This is a genomic window from Planktothrix sp. PLAVEN19ND (genome assembly GCF_057220675.1).
This window is the reverse complement of the sequence record NZ_CM170132.1, coordinates 5,449,239-5,466,358: the sequence shown is the minus strand read 5'-3', so window position 1 is coordinate 5,466,358 and position 17,120 is coordinate 5,449,239. Positions and strand designations below refer to the sequence as shown.

Annotated in this window: 15 protein-coding genes; 8 read left to right on the top strand and 7 right to left on the bottom strand. The window is 43.2% G+C overall.

Annotated elements, in window-relative coordinates; all coding sequences use genetic code 11:
• Nucleotides 1-79 precede the first annotated feature (79 nt).
• Both AC2D3N_RS23585 and AC2D3N_RS23580 read left to right on the top strand, forming a co-directional pair.
• A complete protein-coding gene (locus AC2D3N_RS23585) occupies nucleotides 80-2,128 on the top strand; it encodes a PAS domain S-box protein (RefSeq protein WP_079680191.1) in 2,049 nt (682 codons plus the stop codon).
• Nucleotides 2,129-2,273: 145 nt separating this feature from the next.
• A complete protein-coding gene (locus AC2D3N_RS23580) occupies nucleotides 2,274-2,495 on the top strand; it encodes a hypothetical protein (RefSeq protein WP_079680192.1) in 222 nt (73 codons plus the stop codon).
• A 141-nt stretch (nucleotides 2,496-2,636) separates the two neighbouring features.
• Here the strand turns inward: AC2D3N_RS23580 and AC2D3N_RS23575 are convergent, their stop codons facing one another.
• Nucleotides 2,637-2,780 (bottom strand): chlorophyll a/b-binding protein, encoded by a 144-nt coding sequence (locus tag AC2D3N_RS23575; protein ID WP_079680193.1) that lies wholly within the window; start codon nucleotides 2,778-2,780, stop codon nucleotides 2,637-2,639.
• A gap of 120 nt (nucleotides 2,781-2,900) precedes the next feature.
• Entirely contained in the window at nucleotides 2,901-3,485 is a 585-nt protein-coding gene (locus tag AC2D3N_RS23570) for a DUF3611 family protein (RefSeq protein WP_484692329.1), read from the bottom strand.
• Nucleotides 3,486-3,545: 60 nt separating this feature from the next.
• Here AC2D3N_RS23570 and AC2D3N_RS23565 point away from each other — a divergent pair, with 60 nt between their 5' ends.
• From AC2D3N_RS23565 to AC2D3N_RS23550, 4 genes are all read left to right on the top strand, one after another.
• The gene (locus tag AC2D3N_RS23565; protein WP_186440269.1) at nucleotides 3,546-3,716 is read left to right on the top strand and encodes a hypothetical protein; all 171 of its coding nucleotides are present in this window, start codon (nucleotides 3,546-3,548) and stop codon (nucleotides 3,714-3,716) included.
• Between the two features lie 301 nt (nucleotides 3,717-4,017).
• Entirely contained in the window at nucleotides 4,018-4,308 is a 291-nt protein-coding gene (locus AC2D3N_RS23560; RefSeq protein WP_079680195.1) for a hypothetical protein, read from the top strand.
• A 27-nt stretch (nucleotides 4,309-4,335) separates the two neighbouring features.
• Entirely contained in the window at nucleotides 4,336-4,770 is a 435-nt protein-coding gene (locus tag AC2D3N_RS23555; protein WP_079680196.1) for a heavy metal-responsive transcriptional regulator, read from the top strand.
• Nucleotides 4,771-5,393: 623 nt separating this feature from the next.
• Nucleotides 5,394-6,005, top strand: coding sequence for a GDSL-type esterase/lipase family protein (locus AC2D3N_RS23550; RefSeq protein ID WP_484693787.1), 612 nt, complete (start codon nucleotides 5,394-5,396; stop codon nucleotides 6,003-6,005).
• A 210-nt stretch (nucleotides 6,006-6,215) separates the two neighbouring features.
• On the opposite strand, the gene AC2D3N_RS23545 is transcribed toward AC2D3N_RS23550, so the two are convergent.
• From AC2D3N_RS23545 to AC2D3N_RS23535, 3 genes are all read right to left on the bottom strand, one after another.
• Complete coding sequence (locus AC2D3N_RS23545; RefSeq protein WP_484692328.1) at nucleotides 6,216-11,711, bottom strand: WD40 domain-containing protein; 5,496 nt, start codon at nucleotides 11,709-11,711, stop codon at nucleotides 6,216-6,218.
• 304 nt (nucleotides 11,712-12,015) lie between these two features.
• Complete coding sequence (locus tag AC2D3N_RS23540) at nucleotides 12,016-12,183, bottom strand: hypothetical protein (protein ID WP_484692327.1); 168 nt, start codon at nucleotides 12,181-12,183, stop codon at nucleotides 12,016-12,018.
• Nucleotides 12,184-12,190: 7 nt separating this feature from the next.
• Nucleotides 12,191-13,525, bottom strand: a complete 1,335-nt coding sequence (locus tag AC2D3N_RS23535) for an AAA family ATPase (RefSeq protein WP_234996754.1) — start codon at nucleotides 13,523-13,525, stop codon at nucleotides 12,191-12,193.
• 256 nt (nucleotides 13,526-13,781) lie between these two features.
• On the opposite strand from AC2D3N_RS23535, the gene AC2D3N_RS23530 reads away from it, so the two are divergent.
• Entirely contained in the window at nucleotides 13,782-14,645 is an 864-nt protein-coding gene (locus tag AC2D3N_RS23530) for a cell division protein FtsQ/DivIB (protein ID WP_200816808.1), read from the top strand.
• 128 nt (nucleotides 14,646-14,773) lie between these two features.
• Nucleotides 14,774-16,051, top strand: a complete 1,278-nt coding sequence (ftsZ, locus tag AC2D3N_RS23525) for a cell division protein FtsZ (RefSeq protein ID WP_079680201.1) — start codon at nucleotides 14,774-14,776, stop codon at nucleotides 16,049-16,051.
• Here ftsZ and AC2D3N_RS23520 read toward each other — a convergent pair.
• Both AC2D3N_RS23520 and dndE read right to left on the bottom strand, forming a co-directional pair.
• The gene (locus AC2D3N_RS23520; protein ID WP_234996755.1) at nucleotides 16,048-16,536 is read right to left on the bottom strand and encodes a late competence development ComFB family protein; all 489 of its coding nucleotides are present in this window, start codon (nucleotides 16,534-16,536) and stop codon (nucleotides 16,048-16,050) included. The genes ftsZ and AC2D3N_RS23520 overlap by 4 nt on opposite strands.
• A 138-nt stretch (nucleotides 16,537-16,674) precedes the next feature.
• Entirely contained in the window at nucleotides 16,675-17,076 is a 402-nt protein-coding gene (gene dndE, locus AC2D3N_RS23515) for a DNA sulfur modification protein DndE (protein ID WP_079680202.1), read from the bottom strand.
• Nucleotides 17,077-17,120 lie beyond the last annotated feature (44 nt).

The following is a 17,120-nucleotide window of genomic DNA, read 5'->3' as shown; positions in this document are numbered from 1 at the left end:
CCATTGAAACTTTATTAAAATGATTAACTTTTTTCCTGAACCCGATCAAAATCAACAAAACCATTAAAACTTTATTAAAATGATTAATCAAAATTCCGAAACTGAAACTCAATTGATTGCTTCCCTACAAGCAATCAATCAGCGCTTAATTCAAGAAATTCAAGAACGAAAGCGGGTAGAAGAAGAATTGCGAGAGAGTTCAGAACGGTTGAAAACCTTAATTAATGCCATGCCGGATTTAGTCTGTTTCAAAGACGCTTCAGGACGTTGGTTAGAAGCCAATCAAGCAACCATAGAACTGTTTCAACTCCAGACCTTAGACTATCAAGGAAAATCCGATATTGAACTAGCAGAATTAGTGGCACAGTTTCAGGGTAGAACCCTCGGTCAAAATGCCTTAATCAATTTTAATAGTCAACAATCTGACCAAGAAGCCTGGAAAAACAAACAACCCTCCCAGCAGCAAGAAATTATCCCAGATGTTAATGGCAACCCTAAAATTTTTGATGTGATTAAGGTTCCTTTATTTCATCCGAATGGAGAACGAAAAGGATTAGTGATCTTAGGACGAGATATTACCGAACATCAACAAGCCGAAAATGCTTATAAACAATTAGCTGCCATTGTAGAATCCTCCGAAGATGGAATTATTGGCAAAACCTTAGAAGGACAAATTATTAGCTGGAATAACGGGGCGAAACAAATTTATGGTTACTCCGAAACTGAAGTTAAAGACTGTCCCTTTAGCTTATTAACCTTACCCGAAAGATCGAGTGAAGTTCCTCAAATTCTAGCCAGTATCCAATCCGGGGGAAGTATTGATCATTATGAAACCGTTCATATTCGTAAAGATGGACAACATATTGATGTTTCTTTAACCATTTCTCCGATGAAAGATGAACGGGGAAATATTACGGGAATCTCTACAATTTCTCGGGATATTAGTTATCAAAAAAGAATCGAAAAAACCCTAGAACAACTCCGTCATCAAAATGAGTTAATTTTAGATTCAGCCGGAGAAGGAATTTGTGGTTTAAACCAAGAGGGCAAAATCACCTTTGCTAATCCCGCTGCTGCCAGAATCACCGGATACACTGTCCGAGAATTACTGATGAGTGATTGGCAAAAAATTACCCAAGAAATGATCACTTTTTCTTCCTCTGAGACTCCCCAAAAAAACCTCTATTCCGGTTATAAATCACTAACTAATCAACAAAGTTCCCAAATTTTTGCCACCTTAGAAGATGGTTTAGTTCGTCATGTTGTTCACGAAGTTTTTTGGCATCGAAATGGGTCTTATTTCCCCGTCGAATATGTGAGCACGCCCATTCAAAACCAAGGAAAAATTATTGGGGCTGTGGTCATCTTTAAAGATATTACTGAAAGGCAAGCCATGGAAAAAATGAAAGATGAATTTATCTCCGTTGTCAGTCATGAACTTAGGACTCCTTTAACCTCAATTCATGGTGCTTTAGGATTATTAGCCAGTGGATTATTAGATACCCAACCCGAACGAGTTAAACGAATGTTTGACATTGCTGTTGCTAATACAACTCGTTTGGTTCGTTTAATTAACGATATTCTCGATTTAGAACGGATGCAGGCTGGGCAAATTACCCTCGATAAAAAATACTGTAATTTAGCTGATTTAATGGTTCAAGCGAATAATGAAATGATCGCCATGGCGGAAAAATCTGGTGTAAAGTTATCAATGAAACCCCTAGGAGTTCATCTCTGGGTCGCCCCAGACCGAATTATTCAAGTATTCACTAATTTATTAAGTAATGCGATCAGATTTTCTCATGTTGATAGTTGCATTTGGTTTGATGCCACCCTCCACCATTCCAGTCTATCCAGTTCCCGCCTGGAAGTTTTAATTACCATCAAAGACCAAGGACGGGGAATTCCCAGCGATAAACTGGAAACCATTTTTGGTCGTTTTCAACAGGTGGACGCCTCCGACTCCCGCCAGAAAGGGGGAACTGGACTGGGACTCGCTATTTGTCGCAGCATTGTGCAGCAACACGGGGGTCACATTTGGGCGGAAAGTCAATTGGGCAAGGGAAGCACCTTTTTTGTGCGTTTACCCATTGCGGCCGAAGTTGGAGAAGATATTGATTTTCAGTAATATAAAGTTTTGTAAAAAAAAACGAATTTCTATCACTATTTTTCTTTTCTTCACAAGATCTTCATACTTCCCTTTTATCCTGAATAGTGTAGTCCACCTGCACTTGCAGCCAGACTTAATGCAACTCACCTAGGAGGTGGAGATCATGCCCTCAGTCTATCTTATGCTTCTGACTTTTGCCCTGGGTTCCATCTGGATCTATACACAAACCTCTAATGATGTTCCCTTCGTTTTAGCGGGAGTGATTGGACTTATCTGCCTAGTTTGGGGGTTTGCCTTCGCCCATTGGAGTCTTCAACTTCTGATTTTACTGGGGTTGTGGCGTTTATATAAAGTTTATCTACCTGAAGAAGTTAACCTGGGTTGATCTCAATTTCCTTTGTCTATTTTGAACCGCAAAAATCCCCCAAACACTACGAATTTGAGGGATTATTGCTATTTAGGGAGTAAATGGGGTTCTGAGGTTAAGTCCTAGAACCCTTCAATGCGTTGAAAAGAATCCGAACAATTACATTAAACCTAATTGAGACAGAATCCCTTGACCGGTTAGGAATTCCGTGGCTAAACCAATAGCGAACCCTAGCATCGCTAAACGGCCATTCCAAGTCTCAGCGAAGTCTGTGAACCCAAACTTGGTATCTTTGCTTTCCATAATCAAAAACTCTCCTGTTTGCTTGAGCCAACTACATAAAAGTTAACACAAATTTCTCAAGTTTGCAACTTTTTGTTAAAAATGATTGACAAAAATCTAAAACCTTTATTTATCTGGGATTCAATTCTTGTAAATTCGATTGATCAACCACAGCGCCCCAGCAATCCCAACAAAATGAGCAAGAATCGTATGGGTATTGGCTAGAACCACGAAAAAATCCAGGGGTTGGATAAAATCCTGCAAGTTGCCAGAAGGGGAGAATAAACCCCGAGGTTGAGAGATGGCTTTTGCCAAGAGAATCCCATTAATGGCTTCTGAAGCCAGTAAGGTCACCGCCATTCCACTTAAATTACTGGTTAATCCTATACGAATGCGTTTGAAAGTTTCTCCCCGACTGGGACGGGTGATACCCGGCGCTTTCAGCCTACGGGCCAAACGAGTATAACCAAAGGCCTGAAAAATACTAAACCCCAAAATCCCCAATCCGATTAAGGCAAAGACCAAACCCCCACCAATTCCCGATGTAGAGGCCGTTGTTCCCGCCGTCCCGCGACTAAAAACTAAAATAGCGAAAAGCTGAATAATAACCGAAATTACCCATAAAACCAGTTGTGTCCAAAAGCAAATCCAGCCTGTGGTACGCAGGGCAGAGGCAACTCGTTGAACCGAATTCGGAGTCGGTGATGGGTCAGGTAGATAGGACATTTTTTATACGATCAGGGGGTAAAATCAAAATCAACGCATGAAAAACCCAAGGAATTCAATATGAACCAACCCCAACCCACAACAACCCCCAACCTCAACGAACCCAAATTTGGATTCAATCAATATGCTGAACGGTTAAATGGTCGAGCCGCCATGATTGGTTTTTTGATCACCTTGGCGATTGAATATTTTAGCGGGCAGGGTTTGTTATCCTGGCTAGGGCTGAGTTAATCTTACCAAATCGATTGATTATTGGTCATCAGTCTTCCGTTCAGGAGTGAGGGTAAATTTAGGATTTCAAGGGTTCACCAGTTGTTTTTGTGATTCACTCAAATCCAGGCTAAATAGAATCCTAAGTTTCCCCTCCATCGAGCGGATGACTAATCACCCAAATCCAGTCAATCCCTATAAATTAGGTTAAATTGGGATTAGATAAACTTTCAAGTGAAGAAGATTATAGGATAATGCTATCGGCTCCCAATCCGAGAGATTGTACTCAAGTTAACCCGTAAAAATTTAGAGTGAAATTGTGATGAATGCTTTATGGCCGCGTGTTCTCAAGTCTGCGTATCGTCGAGAACCTATTGTTAGTTTTGTGGTCACGGTGGGAACCGTAGATGCAGTGATTGGTGGGGTCAGTTCCAGTGTGTCCTTATTAAGTTTCGGCCTCTCCACCGTTGGGATCATCTTGGTTTTGCGGTGGTGGATGTGGCAAAAGTCTAAACTGCAACAAGCCGAAACCGCCCCAGAATATGCTCTCCCCCCAAGTTCTGCCCGCTCTCCCCTTCCTAGATTAACCGATAAGAATCGTTCTTCCTATTAAGTCCGTTAATAGTTGGGATTACGGAAAATGGATGCTGTGATTGCAGATGAAAGATTAAAAATCGGTGATGTCGCTCAACAAAGTGGCTTGTCGGTGAAAACCGTTCGCTATTATGAAGAAATTGGCTTGCTGGCGCCAACGGTTGAACGGTCAGACTCTGGATATCGACTGTTTGCTCCGTCGGTGATTAATCGTTTGGGTTTTGTTAGACGTGCTCAAGCTTTGGGTTTGAGTTTAAATGAAATTAGAGATATTTTAAAGGTTAGCGATCGCGGGGAACTTCCCTGTGAGGAGGTTAAACAACATTTGGCACTTAAAGTTGAGGAGATTAATCACCAAATCACAGCCTTGGAAATCTTAAAAGACGAGTTGCAACAGTTACTCAGCCACTGGCAAGATCATCCTTCATCCGTTCAGGTGAACACAACAATCTGCCCCAATATTCAGGGAGAATCCCCTTAAAAAAATCGGGAAGGAATCCGATTGATCCTTCCCGTTGCTTTGTTGATTCAGTTTATTTCTCAGGGTTTGCCGTTGTTTTTTTAGTTGTCGCGCCCTGGCAGAACCGCCTTTTCCTTTCGTATTTCTCCCTTGAGAGCGGGGAGATTCCCAACTTTTCAGGTACTGCGCCATTTTCTTTTGTTTTTTCCACACTACCCCAACATTCTACACTAATTTTTAGCTCTGTGTCAAGTCAAATAGCTGATTACTTCTGCCGCCATTCTTAACTCTTAGATATTATTAAAAAAAATCTTAAATATTATTAAAAAAAAATGAATATTTGGACTAATTAGAGTAATAATCTATACAGCAAAGGATTGCATAGATTAAAAATTCTAATCTTAAAAGTTCACTGGGAACTTTTTTAAAAAATTTATTAAGGCTACACTACAGATCAAATAAAGAAACGACTTTAGATGCAAGATATTTAGCAAAGTCTCATAACAACTAGAAAATTTCTAGTTGTTAATTTCAACCCCCTGGCTCGAATGTGACCTTATATAAAGGACTTTTCTATGCGAACCCTTTCTACTCAATATTTATCCCATTCTCCCGGGCATTATCTTTCCCCTGATGCTTCTCCCATGAGAATCGTAGCCCTCGGAGATAGTTTGATTTATGGTTTTGGTGATCCGGTTGGTGGCGGCTGGGTCGAACGTTTACGTCGTCAATGGATGTCCACGGGAAATACAGGTCATGCCCTTTATAATTTAGGAATGCGAGGCAACGGTGTGGCCCAGGTTTCACAACGACTGGAAAAAGAATGGAGTCACCGCGGACATCCACAAAATCGCCGACCGGAATTAATGATTCTTTCGGTGGGTCTGAATGATTCTCCCCGTTTAGGACGCCCTAACGGAAGGGGTTTTACAGAATTTGAACAGTGGAAAACCCAAGTGGCGCACTTATTAGATCAGGCGGTCAATCTCTGTCCCGTCGTATTTATCGGAATGGTACCTGTTGATGAAAGCAAAATGCCATTTCTTAACTGTTTTTATTATAATCACACTGACCAATATCGTTACAAAGAAGCTACAAAATCAGCCTGTGAACAACGTCAAATTCCCTATCTGGATATCTTTGATCTTTGGTTAAAACGAGGAGAAAATTGGCTGCGACTAAACCTGAGTGCCGATGGTCTTCATCCCAATGTCCGAGGATATCAAGCCCTATTACATGACATCCTCAACTGGTAATTAGTTATCAGTCAACAGTTATCAGTTATCAGTTTAAGAGTTATCAGTTATCAGTTATTAGTTACCAGAACACCGAAACACCGGAACAGTAAGTAGTGAATGAGTTGGTTGGATTTGGAATTGTCCTAACTGTAATGGGTAGCGCTATACCACCGATAATAACTCCCAAACTGATAACTCCCAAACTGATAACTTCTAAACTGATAACTTCTAAACTGATAACTGATAACTGATAACTGATGACTGATTACAAAGATCGCGATCGCTCGTTTGGACTTTAGGATTAGTTCGGAGATAATCATGAACCCAATCACAAGCACGATCAATCAAATTATCTAAATCCAGATTCCACATAATTAATGTACGATCCCGACTGGCAGAAACCAAAACCCGACCATCGGGACTAAAACTAATCCCCATCACACTATCCCGATGTCCTACCAGGGTTTTCAGTAAAGTGCCGTCATCACGACTCCACAACTTCACCGTACCATCGTAACTCGCCGAAGCAATTAACTGACTATCTGGACTAAACACCACACTGGTCACACTATCACTTGATCCCTTTAACAGCGTCTTCAGATAGTTCCCCCGATTATCCCAAAGTTTAACCGTATTGTCATAGCCAGCAGAAGCAATAAATTGACCATCGGGACTAAAACTGATACTCAGAACATAACCCTGATCAGCCATAATCGTCTTTAACAACTTTCCCTGATCATCCCAAAGTTTAATCGTCCCATCATCACTAGAAGTAACAATCTTCTCCCCATTCGGACTAAAGGTAACACTATTAACCCAGGAACGATGTCCGATCAGAGTGTGTAATAATTTACCCTGCCGACTCCACAATTTCACTGTTTTATCCTTACTAGCTGTAGCAATTTGTTCGGCATTGGGACTGAATGTGATACTAATAATGCTATCGTCATGACCAATCCAAGTCTGAAGCAGTTGAATAGATTCCATCGAAACCCGGTTTTTTGTTTGGGGCAAAGTCGCGTCGTGAGCCCCATTTGACAAGCCCATTAAACTGCTTCTACTTCGCTCAGGAGAGCCTTGTCGAAGGGACAATTTTAATTTTGCTGCACCCCAAAGACTAAAATGATCAGGCAATTTAAACAAACCCCCACGGGATTTTTCTGAGCTTTCTAAATCAGAACTCAGTTTCCACAATTTCACCGTCCGGTCAAAGCCCGCCGTCGCTAAAAGTTCTCCATCGGGACTAAAACTCACCGTCGTTACCCGGTTTTGATGCCCGGCTAAGGTGGTCAATAATGCCCCTGTCCGGCTCCAAAGTTTCACCGTTGTGTCCTGACTCGCCGATGCAAACATCTCACCATTGGGGCTAAAACTCACCCCTAAAACCCGATTTTGATGTCCCGTCAGGGTTTTGAGGGGAATTAAATCTGAACTCCAGAGTTTCACCGTTTTGTCATAACTTGAGGAGACTAAAGTTTTGCCATCTGGGGAAAATTGAATATTCGTCACCTTATCCCCATGTCCTTGCCACTGCTTTAAGAGAGTTCCCTCCACCGTCCATAAATAGATATTTTTATTGTCCGTAGAAGTTGCCAACAGTTTACTATCGGGAGAAAAATTCACCCCATACACATTAGAACGATCTCCTTTGAAAGTTTTTAAAAGTTGACCATGAGGAGTCCACAATTTCACCGTTTGATCTTGTCCTACCGTAGCAATTAGTTGACCATTGGGAGAATAACTCACCTTATAGACGGTTTTATTCGGATTAGCTGTATGATCCAAAGTGTGGAGTACCGTTCCATCCAGTTTTAGCAGTTTTACCGTCCCATCGGCTGCCGCGATCGCTAAAACCTGACCATCGGGGCTAAAAGCCACCCAGGTTAAAGGAGCCGCAGCCCGATAGACCGTTCGCAATAAAGTCCCCTCTCGACTCCATAATTTTAATCGACGATCATCGGACACCGAAGCGATTAAACGGCCATCGGGCGAAAACGTCACTGCGGAAACACCCTGGCGATGGGCTTGGAGAGTAACGGTCGTGACCGGCCCTTTGATTGTCGATAAGGCTGCGACGGGCCAAAGTTTAATCGTCCCATCTTGAGAAGATGAGGCGATCATTTGACTATCGGGACTGAAACTAACACTGGTGACACTTCCTCGATGACCGATTAGGGTTCGCAGCAGTTGACCCTCGGGTGTCCACAATTTCACCGTTTTATCCACACTCCCAGAAACAATATAATTGCCGTCGGGACTAAAGGAAACATCCCAAACCACATCCTGATGTCCTTCTAAACGGTTATGTTCGGTTGTTCCATAGACCGCCTGTTGCAAGGTAGCCGCAATTCGAGTTTCTATGGTTTTGAGTTCCGACTGCTCTTGGGTTATGGCTTTTAACCGTTGAAATTGCCGAGCCGCCCTTAAACTTTCCAGGAGAGCATCAAATTTATATTGGGAGAAAAATAGGGCGTCGGAAGCGGCCGTTAAGGTGGCTAAATCGGCAATTTGCTTTTGCCCGTCGGCCCGTCGTTGTTGATAGGTGGCTAGTTTTGTAGTAAAACCCAATAACAGGGCAACAATGATCGATACTCCTAACAATTGTTGTAACCGTTGATTACGCTGCAACAGTTGCTCCCGACTCATTTTTTTTAAAGCTGCTTCCGCCTTTGATTTTTCAGATTGGGCTTTGTGTAACCGTTGCTGAATATCGTGCTGGCGCTGTTTTTCCTGTAGTCCGTAGCGCTGTCGAATTGGCAGGACTAAATAATCATGTAAAAGTTGATATCGATCTTCAGGTTCTTCCCGTCTTCTTAATAGCAACCCTGATTCTAAAATGATATCAATAAACGCTTCTGCTTCTTCCTGATCTTGTATATTTTCTCTGAGTTGTTGACCATAAATTCCACAATCCAAATTAAACCTCCCCCTACCTCCCCCTGCTCCCCCTGCCTCCCCTGCTCCCCCAACCTCCCCTGCTCCCCCTGCCTCCCCTGCCTCCCCGGCCTCCCCTGCTCCCCCTGCCTCCCCTGCTCCCCCAACTCCTCCAACTCTCCTCGCAGTTGTAATTAATTCTGCTTTAGTTCTAATCGGACGAGTAAATTTTTCATCTGTTAGGGTAAATAAAACTTCCCAAGCTGCATCTTCATTGATACTTCCACAATCTTTGATCACCTGTTCAATGGAATGTTTAATTAATTCAGTTTTAGGACTAGTTCCTAATTGTTTATAGGCGGTTAAGGTGGTAATTCCATGGTCTCCTTCTTCCTGAAGTTGCGCTCCGACAACTTGCAATTCAATCGGGCGAATTTCCTGCCGTTCATCGGCTAAATCTGTGACTAAAGCATCAATTAAACCTGGCTCTAATTGGAGTTTAGCCCGTTGGGTTAAGCGCTCAATTACGGTTTTTGCTTCTGCTAAAGTAAAATCTCGCAAATGATAGCGATTTTTTTTATCGAGAATATTATTATTAATGGCATCCAAATTAATTAATTGATCACATTCTAAGAGATGATGCAAATAATCTTCCCTGAGAGAAAAAATTATTTTTACATAGGGTAAATCTAAGCAAATTTTGAGAAAATCATAAAATATTTTTCGCTTTTCCTGATGACAATGGGAGACAAAAAAGAATTCCTCAAACTGATCAAAAATTAAAACTGTGAGTAAATTTCTTTCGGCATTTTCGGTGAGTTGTTTCAAAACAAAAGAGGAAGGATGCAGAATAAAAGCTGCCGGATATTCTTGATCAATTTGATTAGGATTGCGATTATTCCAATCTTGAATAGAGGATTGGGCTATCACTTTATACCAAAGTTTTTTGATTGACTCGTGGGGATATTTAAAGGAATCACAATTTAATAAGGCACTCGCTAAACTTCTTTCTAATTCTCGATTCCAATTCATATATCCTTGAATCACCACGGGCAAACAATCCCGCGCACTAATTGCCGTATTCTTTAAAGCTGGAACTAAACCCGCATTCACTAAAGAACTTTTACCCACCCCAGAACGGCCATGAATAATAATCAATTTATGATCATCACGACTTAATCGATGCAGCAAGTTCTGAATATCATGTTGGCGACAGGATGCCATCATTTCTTCCGCAATCGTAACGACATTTTCTCCTCGGGTACTAGAGGGATTAATCGCTTGTTTTGGAGGTTGCAGTTGGGCGGCTCCAATGAAGGCACGAAACCCATATTGATGCTGAAGTTCCCGTTGTTTTTTCTTGATTCTAAAAGATTGACGATACTGACCTTGCTGATACTCAATATTGCGTAATTCCTCCAAAATATCCAGATACAACTGAGGATTATATTGGGGTTCTATTTGGGTCAAAGCTAATTCTAATTTCTGCTTTGCCTGTTGCCATTCTCCCTGATATTGATAACAACGGGCTAATAATAATAAACACTGTGCTTGACTCACCGTAGGTTTCCCAGATGGTAAAATCGTTAAAGCCAATTTTGCTAACATCAAAGCCCGATGCCATTCTGAACGTTTTAGGGCTACCTCCGCCATAAATACATAATCTTGAGCCAATTGACTCGACGTGCCATAAACCAAGTGCATTTTTACGCCCCCCAGGGCTAATTCTTGCAACATTTCCCATAATTGTAAGCGTTGCAATACTTCACCTAAAGGGGAAATCACTCCCGCCACTAAATCAGGGCGTCCGGCTTGTTGAAAAATTTGCTGACTTTGTTCAAAATAGCGTTTGGCTTCTGCTAATAAAACCTGAACTAAGTTGGGATTTCGAGTGGCTTGAATACAATAGGTTAAAGCAATATGAAACAATACAATTCCCTGACGTTCCCTTAAACAAAACACAAGTGGGCGGGAAGTCTGGGGGGCCATCACAGCCAGGGACAGTCCGACACCGGAGATTTGACCGGGGAGTTCACCTTGGGCGGTATAACCTCGTAAACCCGCCTCGTGTTGCAGCAGGGCTAAACTCTGTTGATAATGTTGGCGGGCAATTTCGATGTGGTCATGGGCATCGCAATCTTGACCCAAAATAAACTGACGACTGGCTTCTAAAGCGGGTTCTAACTCATAACCTCGATTTTGTAAATCCTGCCAATGGAGTTCTAATTCTCGCCGTCGGTTGGAACCCACGCCAAAATCAGACGGAGAACTACGCGATACGGTCGATTTAAACACCTGTTGGGTTTTGGGTTCCCAGGCTTTGATTTTTAATTCTGCTAGGGTAAATAGGGTATTGGCTTGTAATTTTAAGTAATCTAATAATTCAGTCGTGGTTAATTCAAATTTAATCGTGGCCGCAGCCCAACTTTTAAAATCAGGGGCTAAACGAATTAGACCCGTGGCGATATCATCGGTAATCCAAATAATAATCGGAAAATTAAATTGTTTTCTAAATTCATCCCGAACCTGATTGGTTGAACTCAGAAGAATATCCAGATTTTCCACGGTTTCTAACCCTAAAATCATTAGTGCCGAGGGAGTATTTTTCTCGGCCCTTTCTAATAAGGTTGTATAGAGAGTTTGGGTATGAGGAGATAAAATTAAAGGCTCAATCTCAATGGCAGAATCAAGCTGTACAGCCTGTAGAACTTTTTGTCTGAGTTGACTGGAATTGCATCGAACCAAAACTAAGGAAAACTGACCTTGGGACAAGGATACAGCGCGTAACAATCGATTCAAACCTCGTTCATTCACAGAGGCTACTATTTTGGGGTCAACAAGTTTATCCATGGTAAAACGGCACATTAATGATAATTACAATGAGTATTTTAGAGTATCAATACTCTCATTCGCTTCTGTTCCCAAAAGCCAATATTTCAGATTTGGAAAATTGGGCATCTGATCCCAAAACAAATTTGAACACTTCAAAAATTAGTTGAGTGCTTAGAAGTTATTTGCTCTTTAATATCTTTTATTCCCCTTATATAAATCTAACTCATCAGGTTATAATTGACAAGAAAATAAACAAAAAAAATATATCCCCCATTTTTTTGTAAATTGGACTACTAATTAATAGGTAATTACGAATTACGAATTACGAATTACGAATGGGTAATAGAAAGAGTTTACCTCCCCCTGCTCCCCCTGCTCCCCCTGCTCCCCCTGCTCCCCCTGCTCCCCCTGCTCCCCCTGCTCCCCCTGCTCCCCCTGCTCCCCCTGCTCCCCCTGCTCCCCCTGCTCCCCCTGCTCCCCCTGCTCCCATACCTCAGTTAAGCGGTTTTATTCAGGGAATTGACCGATAATTTGTATTGACTACTCTCCGTCAAAGCGGGATTAATTCCAAACCAACGCCCCTCTTGATCCCGATATTCAAATACAAACATACTTCGGAGTAGGGTTTGACATTCATCTTCCCCTGTCACCTTTTGGGTTTTAACTACTCGTAACAATAACTCCCATTCTTCCTGATTAATTGCCCCTAAAAGATCATCTCGATATTCTTGAATCACCTGTTCCAAACAAGCCCGGGTAAAAGGTGGATCTTCTTGTTGTAAACAACTGTACATCAACATCAATAGACGTCGAATATGGCCGCCACTAATTAAACACAAACGATCCAAAGTTTCGGGACTATCAAATAAACTAGAAATCAACAGAAAACGATCTTCGGCTGCCAGATCAGGAAACGCCCGAGCTAATACCATTTGTTGTAATTTTAGCATCCCGGCGGGATTTTCTGCCCCATCGCGTAAACGTACCGGAACCATCGGTAAAACCTTGGGTTTGACTCCAAATCGACTCGACAGGCGATCATAATCATTAGAAAACATCAAGGTCAAGGGAATAGTAAAAACCACATGACAATTGAGGCGTTTGAGTTGTTCGCCGCGATCGACAAATAGATATTCCGGTTGAGTTCTGCCCCAGGGTTTAGGAGAGTTATCAATTCGATCTAAATTATCGACAATCACGACAATGCCCTTTTTTCCTTTGGCTTGTAACGCCGTATTAGCCCGTCCCAATAATTCATCATTAATGGCATCTAAAATATTACTGGTACGCGGTTCTAAATATTGTCGTAACTGGGAACGTAATTTGGGAGAATCCTTGGTTTTGGCTGTAATTCTAGCAATTCCTACGGATAATTCAGCCTCGGCCGAGAGTTGAATCGGGGTTTGCATTAACTCGGAAATTTCGGTAAATAAGTTAGCAAAATATCCGGGTTTGAGACGAATTTGATCCCCTTCTAAACTTTCACTCACCTGACGAGCAATCATTAATAAAACATCACTGATATCCACATCCGCCATATCGAGATTTTGAGAGGATTCAAAGTAAACGACATGATATCCCTGATGTTCTAATAAATCTTTCAGACGAAATAATTCAGTCGATTTCCCACAGCCTATATGACCGCTAAATAATTGACAAGTTGGTTCATCATGGGACAGCAAAGTAATGGTGCGACTCAATTCTCGAATAATATCGCTACCCCGGACGGAGGAAAAATCGATGTAATACTTTCGATCTTCCGGGTTCGCCATGTCGATGGTCTTACTGGGGTTACAGGCTTTATAAAATCTGCCTAAGTCAAGCTCGATCACAATTAGACTCTTAACCTCTGTATCAATTGAATAGATAGATGATTCGGGTATTATTCTATCTGCGGAAGCTGAGTTTCAGGGTGGGGGGGATCGGGGGTAGGGGGGATAATCAGTTATTAGTTATTGGTTATCAGTTATCAGTTATTAGTTATTAGTTATCGGTAAAGAAATCCCCAAAGCAATTAGAAATAGGGGGATACAGAATATGCTAAATTGTTGGCGGTGACCAGTGGTGAGGAGGAAAATCGGGCCGCTTATGGGCAATCTGACCAATATTGACTCTCTTTCAACCCGTCAATTAGGACGTCGCCGCCAGCAGTTACGACGTCAACGTCGTCTAAAGTTAGTTCAACTGTTATGGCAAACCATGGCACTGGGGACTCTGACAGGAAGCCTGTTTTGGCTGATTAACCAACCCTTCTGGTTTATTCGCCAACCTGAACAAATCAAAGTCGAAGGCAATCAGCTATTATCCGATCGAGCGGTTCGTTCCTTAATACCGCTATCCTATCCTCAGTCTTTATGGAAAATCCAGCCCCAGGTCTTAGCCTCGGGCTTGGAATCACGAGGTCAGATTGCCTCTGCCTCTGTCACCCGTGAATTATTCCCCCCCAGTTTAACGGTTAATATTCGAGAACGAAAGCCTGTAGCGATCGCCCATCCCGCCTCTACCCCTTCTCCTATCGAAGCAAATAACGCCATAGGATGGTTAGATGCCACCGGGGACTGGATGCCGTTAGAAAACTATACGGAATTAGAAAAATCCCAAAAACTCCCCACCCTCAAGGTAATTGGCAACTTCAAGCAGTATCATTCTTACTGGCCACCAGTTTATCAAGCTATCAGTCACAGTCCGGTGAAAATCTCCCAAATCAATTGGGAAGATCCAAATAATCTGATTCTGGAGACAGAAATTGGTACAGTTCATTTGGGCCCCTATACCTCCAAATTCCCGGAACAGTTGCGGATGATTGATCGCATGAGGAATATCCCCCAACAGGTAGATCGGACTCAGATGATGTATTTTGATCTAAAAAATCCCAACCAACCCCTACTCCAAATGCAACCCGAAAGCACCGATAAAAGCAGATTACTCGAGGACAAGTCTACCTCGAACTAACAGACCGATCGCTTGGGAAAGAATAACTCTCCTCCGGGACTTGGTTTCTAATCCAACTTACCTTATATTATTTGTGTTTATTTGGTTTAAAGTGATAGAACCGTTATTCATCTACTCCCCCTATTAAAATGACAGTTAAGAATAATCTGGGGTCAACCCTTGGCAATTCTGATGCTGAAGGAAAAGCGAATCCCTGGTTGACAGAAGATTCCGCCAATCCATTCCGTAGAAAAGAACTAATAGTTAACCCTAATAACGATTCTAAAGATATGCCCCGTGAAGATTCTTGGAGTGGCGATATTATTCCGAGCAATGCTGCAAAGATCAAAGTCATTGGTGTAGGTGGCAGTGGCGGTAATGCCGTTAACCGCATGATTGATAGCCAGGTTGCCGGAATTGAGTTTTGGTCAATGAATACCGATGCCCAGGCTTTAACCCTATCTAAAGCCCAAAAACGTCTACAAGTGGGCCAGAAATTAACTAAGGGGTTAGGAGCAGGTGGAAACCCGGCCATCGGTCAAAAAGCAGCCGAAGAATCCCGGGAAGAAATTCAGAAAGCCTTGGAAGGGGCTGATTTAGTCTTTATTACCGCCGGGTTAGGAGGAGGAACCGGGACGGGTGGAGCACCCGTGGTTGCGGAGGTGGCGAAGGAACTCGGAGCTTTAACTATTGGGGTGGTGACCCGTCCTTTTCACTTTGAAGGCAAACGCCGAATTTCCCAAGCCGATGAGGGAATCGCCGCATTACAATCGAGGGTTGATACCTTGATCGTGATTCCGAATAATAAGTTATTAGAGGTGATCGCCGAACAAACCCCCGTGCAGGAAGCCTTCCGTTATGCCGATGATGTCCTTCGTCAAGGGGTACAGGGGATTTCGGATATTATTACGATTCCGGGGCTAGTGAACGTCGATTTTGCCGACGTGCGGGCGGTGATGGCCGATGCCGGGTCTGCCCTATTAGGAATTGGCATTGCTTCTGGGAAATCCCGGGCTAGAGAAGCCGCCGTAGCCGCGATCGCCTCTCCTTTATTAGAATCTTCTATTGACGGAGCCAAGGGTGTCGTATTTAATATTACCGGAGGCACGGATTTAACCTTACATGAGGTGAACGCAGCAGCCGAAACCATCTATGAAGTGGTTGATCCCAATGCCAATATTATTTTTGGGGCGGTGATCGATGAACGGATGCAGGGAGAGGTGAAAATTACGGTAATTGCCACCGGGTTCTCGGGAGAAAACAAAAGTGCTATCCCCGTGGCTCGGACGACCAGCGTACCCCAAAGCAATATTCCAGCTATTCCGGCTCCAGTTAACCCCAACCAACCCCCAACCCCCGCCAGTCCCAGTCAACCAGGTTTGGATATTCCTGACTTCCTGCGACGCCGACGTCCTCCCAATCGTTAACCCATCCATCCATCCCGAATCGAGGCTTCCTTGCGCGAGTAATTATCGGCAAAAGCACGGTGACGGTGGGCAGCTTTCTGATTCAGCCCAGGGGGAGGGGGTACAGGGGATTCAGCAGCATGACGGGGCAAAATTTGGTGGGCAGCCTCTGGTTTTGGACTCTCCTCCTTCACCGGGGTGGATTCTTCCGGGGATAATGGGGTTGAGTGTCGTAGCAAGTCCCGTTGGACGGCTGCGATCGCCTGTCGGACTGCGGTTTTAATCGGGGCATGGAATTCTTCCCTTCCCCTCTTGAGTTGCTGTATCCAACCTTCTTGTGAAGAAGCATAAAGGGGTGGCAAACGGTTGAGAGCATAGGTTTCGACTTCAACTCGTTTAATGTATTGGCAGAGTCGAGGAGCCAGGGAAGCTAATTGAATCTTGACTTCCTGGGCAACTAAGTCTTCCATCACATTATGATATCTGCGGTTAGAATCTATAGTCATAGTATTCACCGTTCCAGATTCTGTATTCAGTATGATCACGGAGATTATCCTCTAGCTTCTAGTTTAACAATTTTCCTGGGCGCGGCGAGTTCCCCTAGAAAATCTAGGAGAGAACATGGTCGTGCTGCACTCTAATATTTACGGGGTAACAGGATTTTGGGCGTGGGTGAGGGTGATTAAATCTTCAATCTGTTTGAGATTTGGATCACCTGCTAGGTAACTAATTCCCCGATGCAGGTGCAGGCGGAACTGGGTGGCGAGGGTTTCTGCATCGGTTTCCAAATGGTCATTATGGCAACGTTGCTTCAGGGCTAGGGTGAATAAATCACCCATCTCTCCCCCAAAGACTTGCCAGGTCATTTCCACGTTACTATCGGCGGGGATGGGAACCGGGGAGGGAATGGTTGACTCGGCTAGGGAACGGCACAACGCCCAACGGCAAAGGATGTTCCAGTTATCTATTTTGGTAATTCGTTTGAGTTTGGTTAGCTGCTCCTTCGCTGTTTGGGATAGCCGAATTCGCTCTACGGGGGGTTCCATTGGTTCAGTGATCAGTTATCAGTGTGGGAGTTGTCATTGCCCAT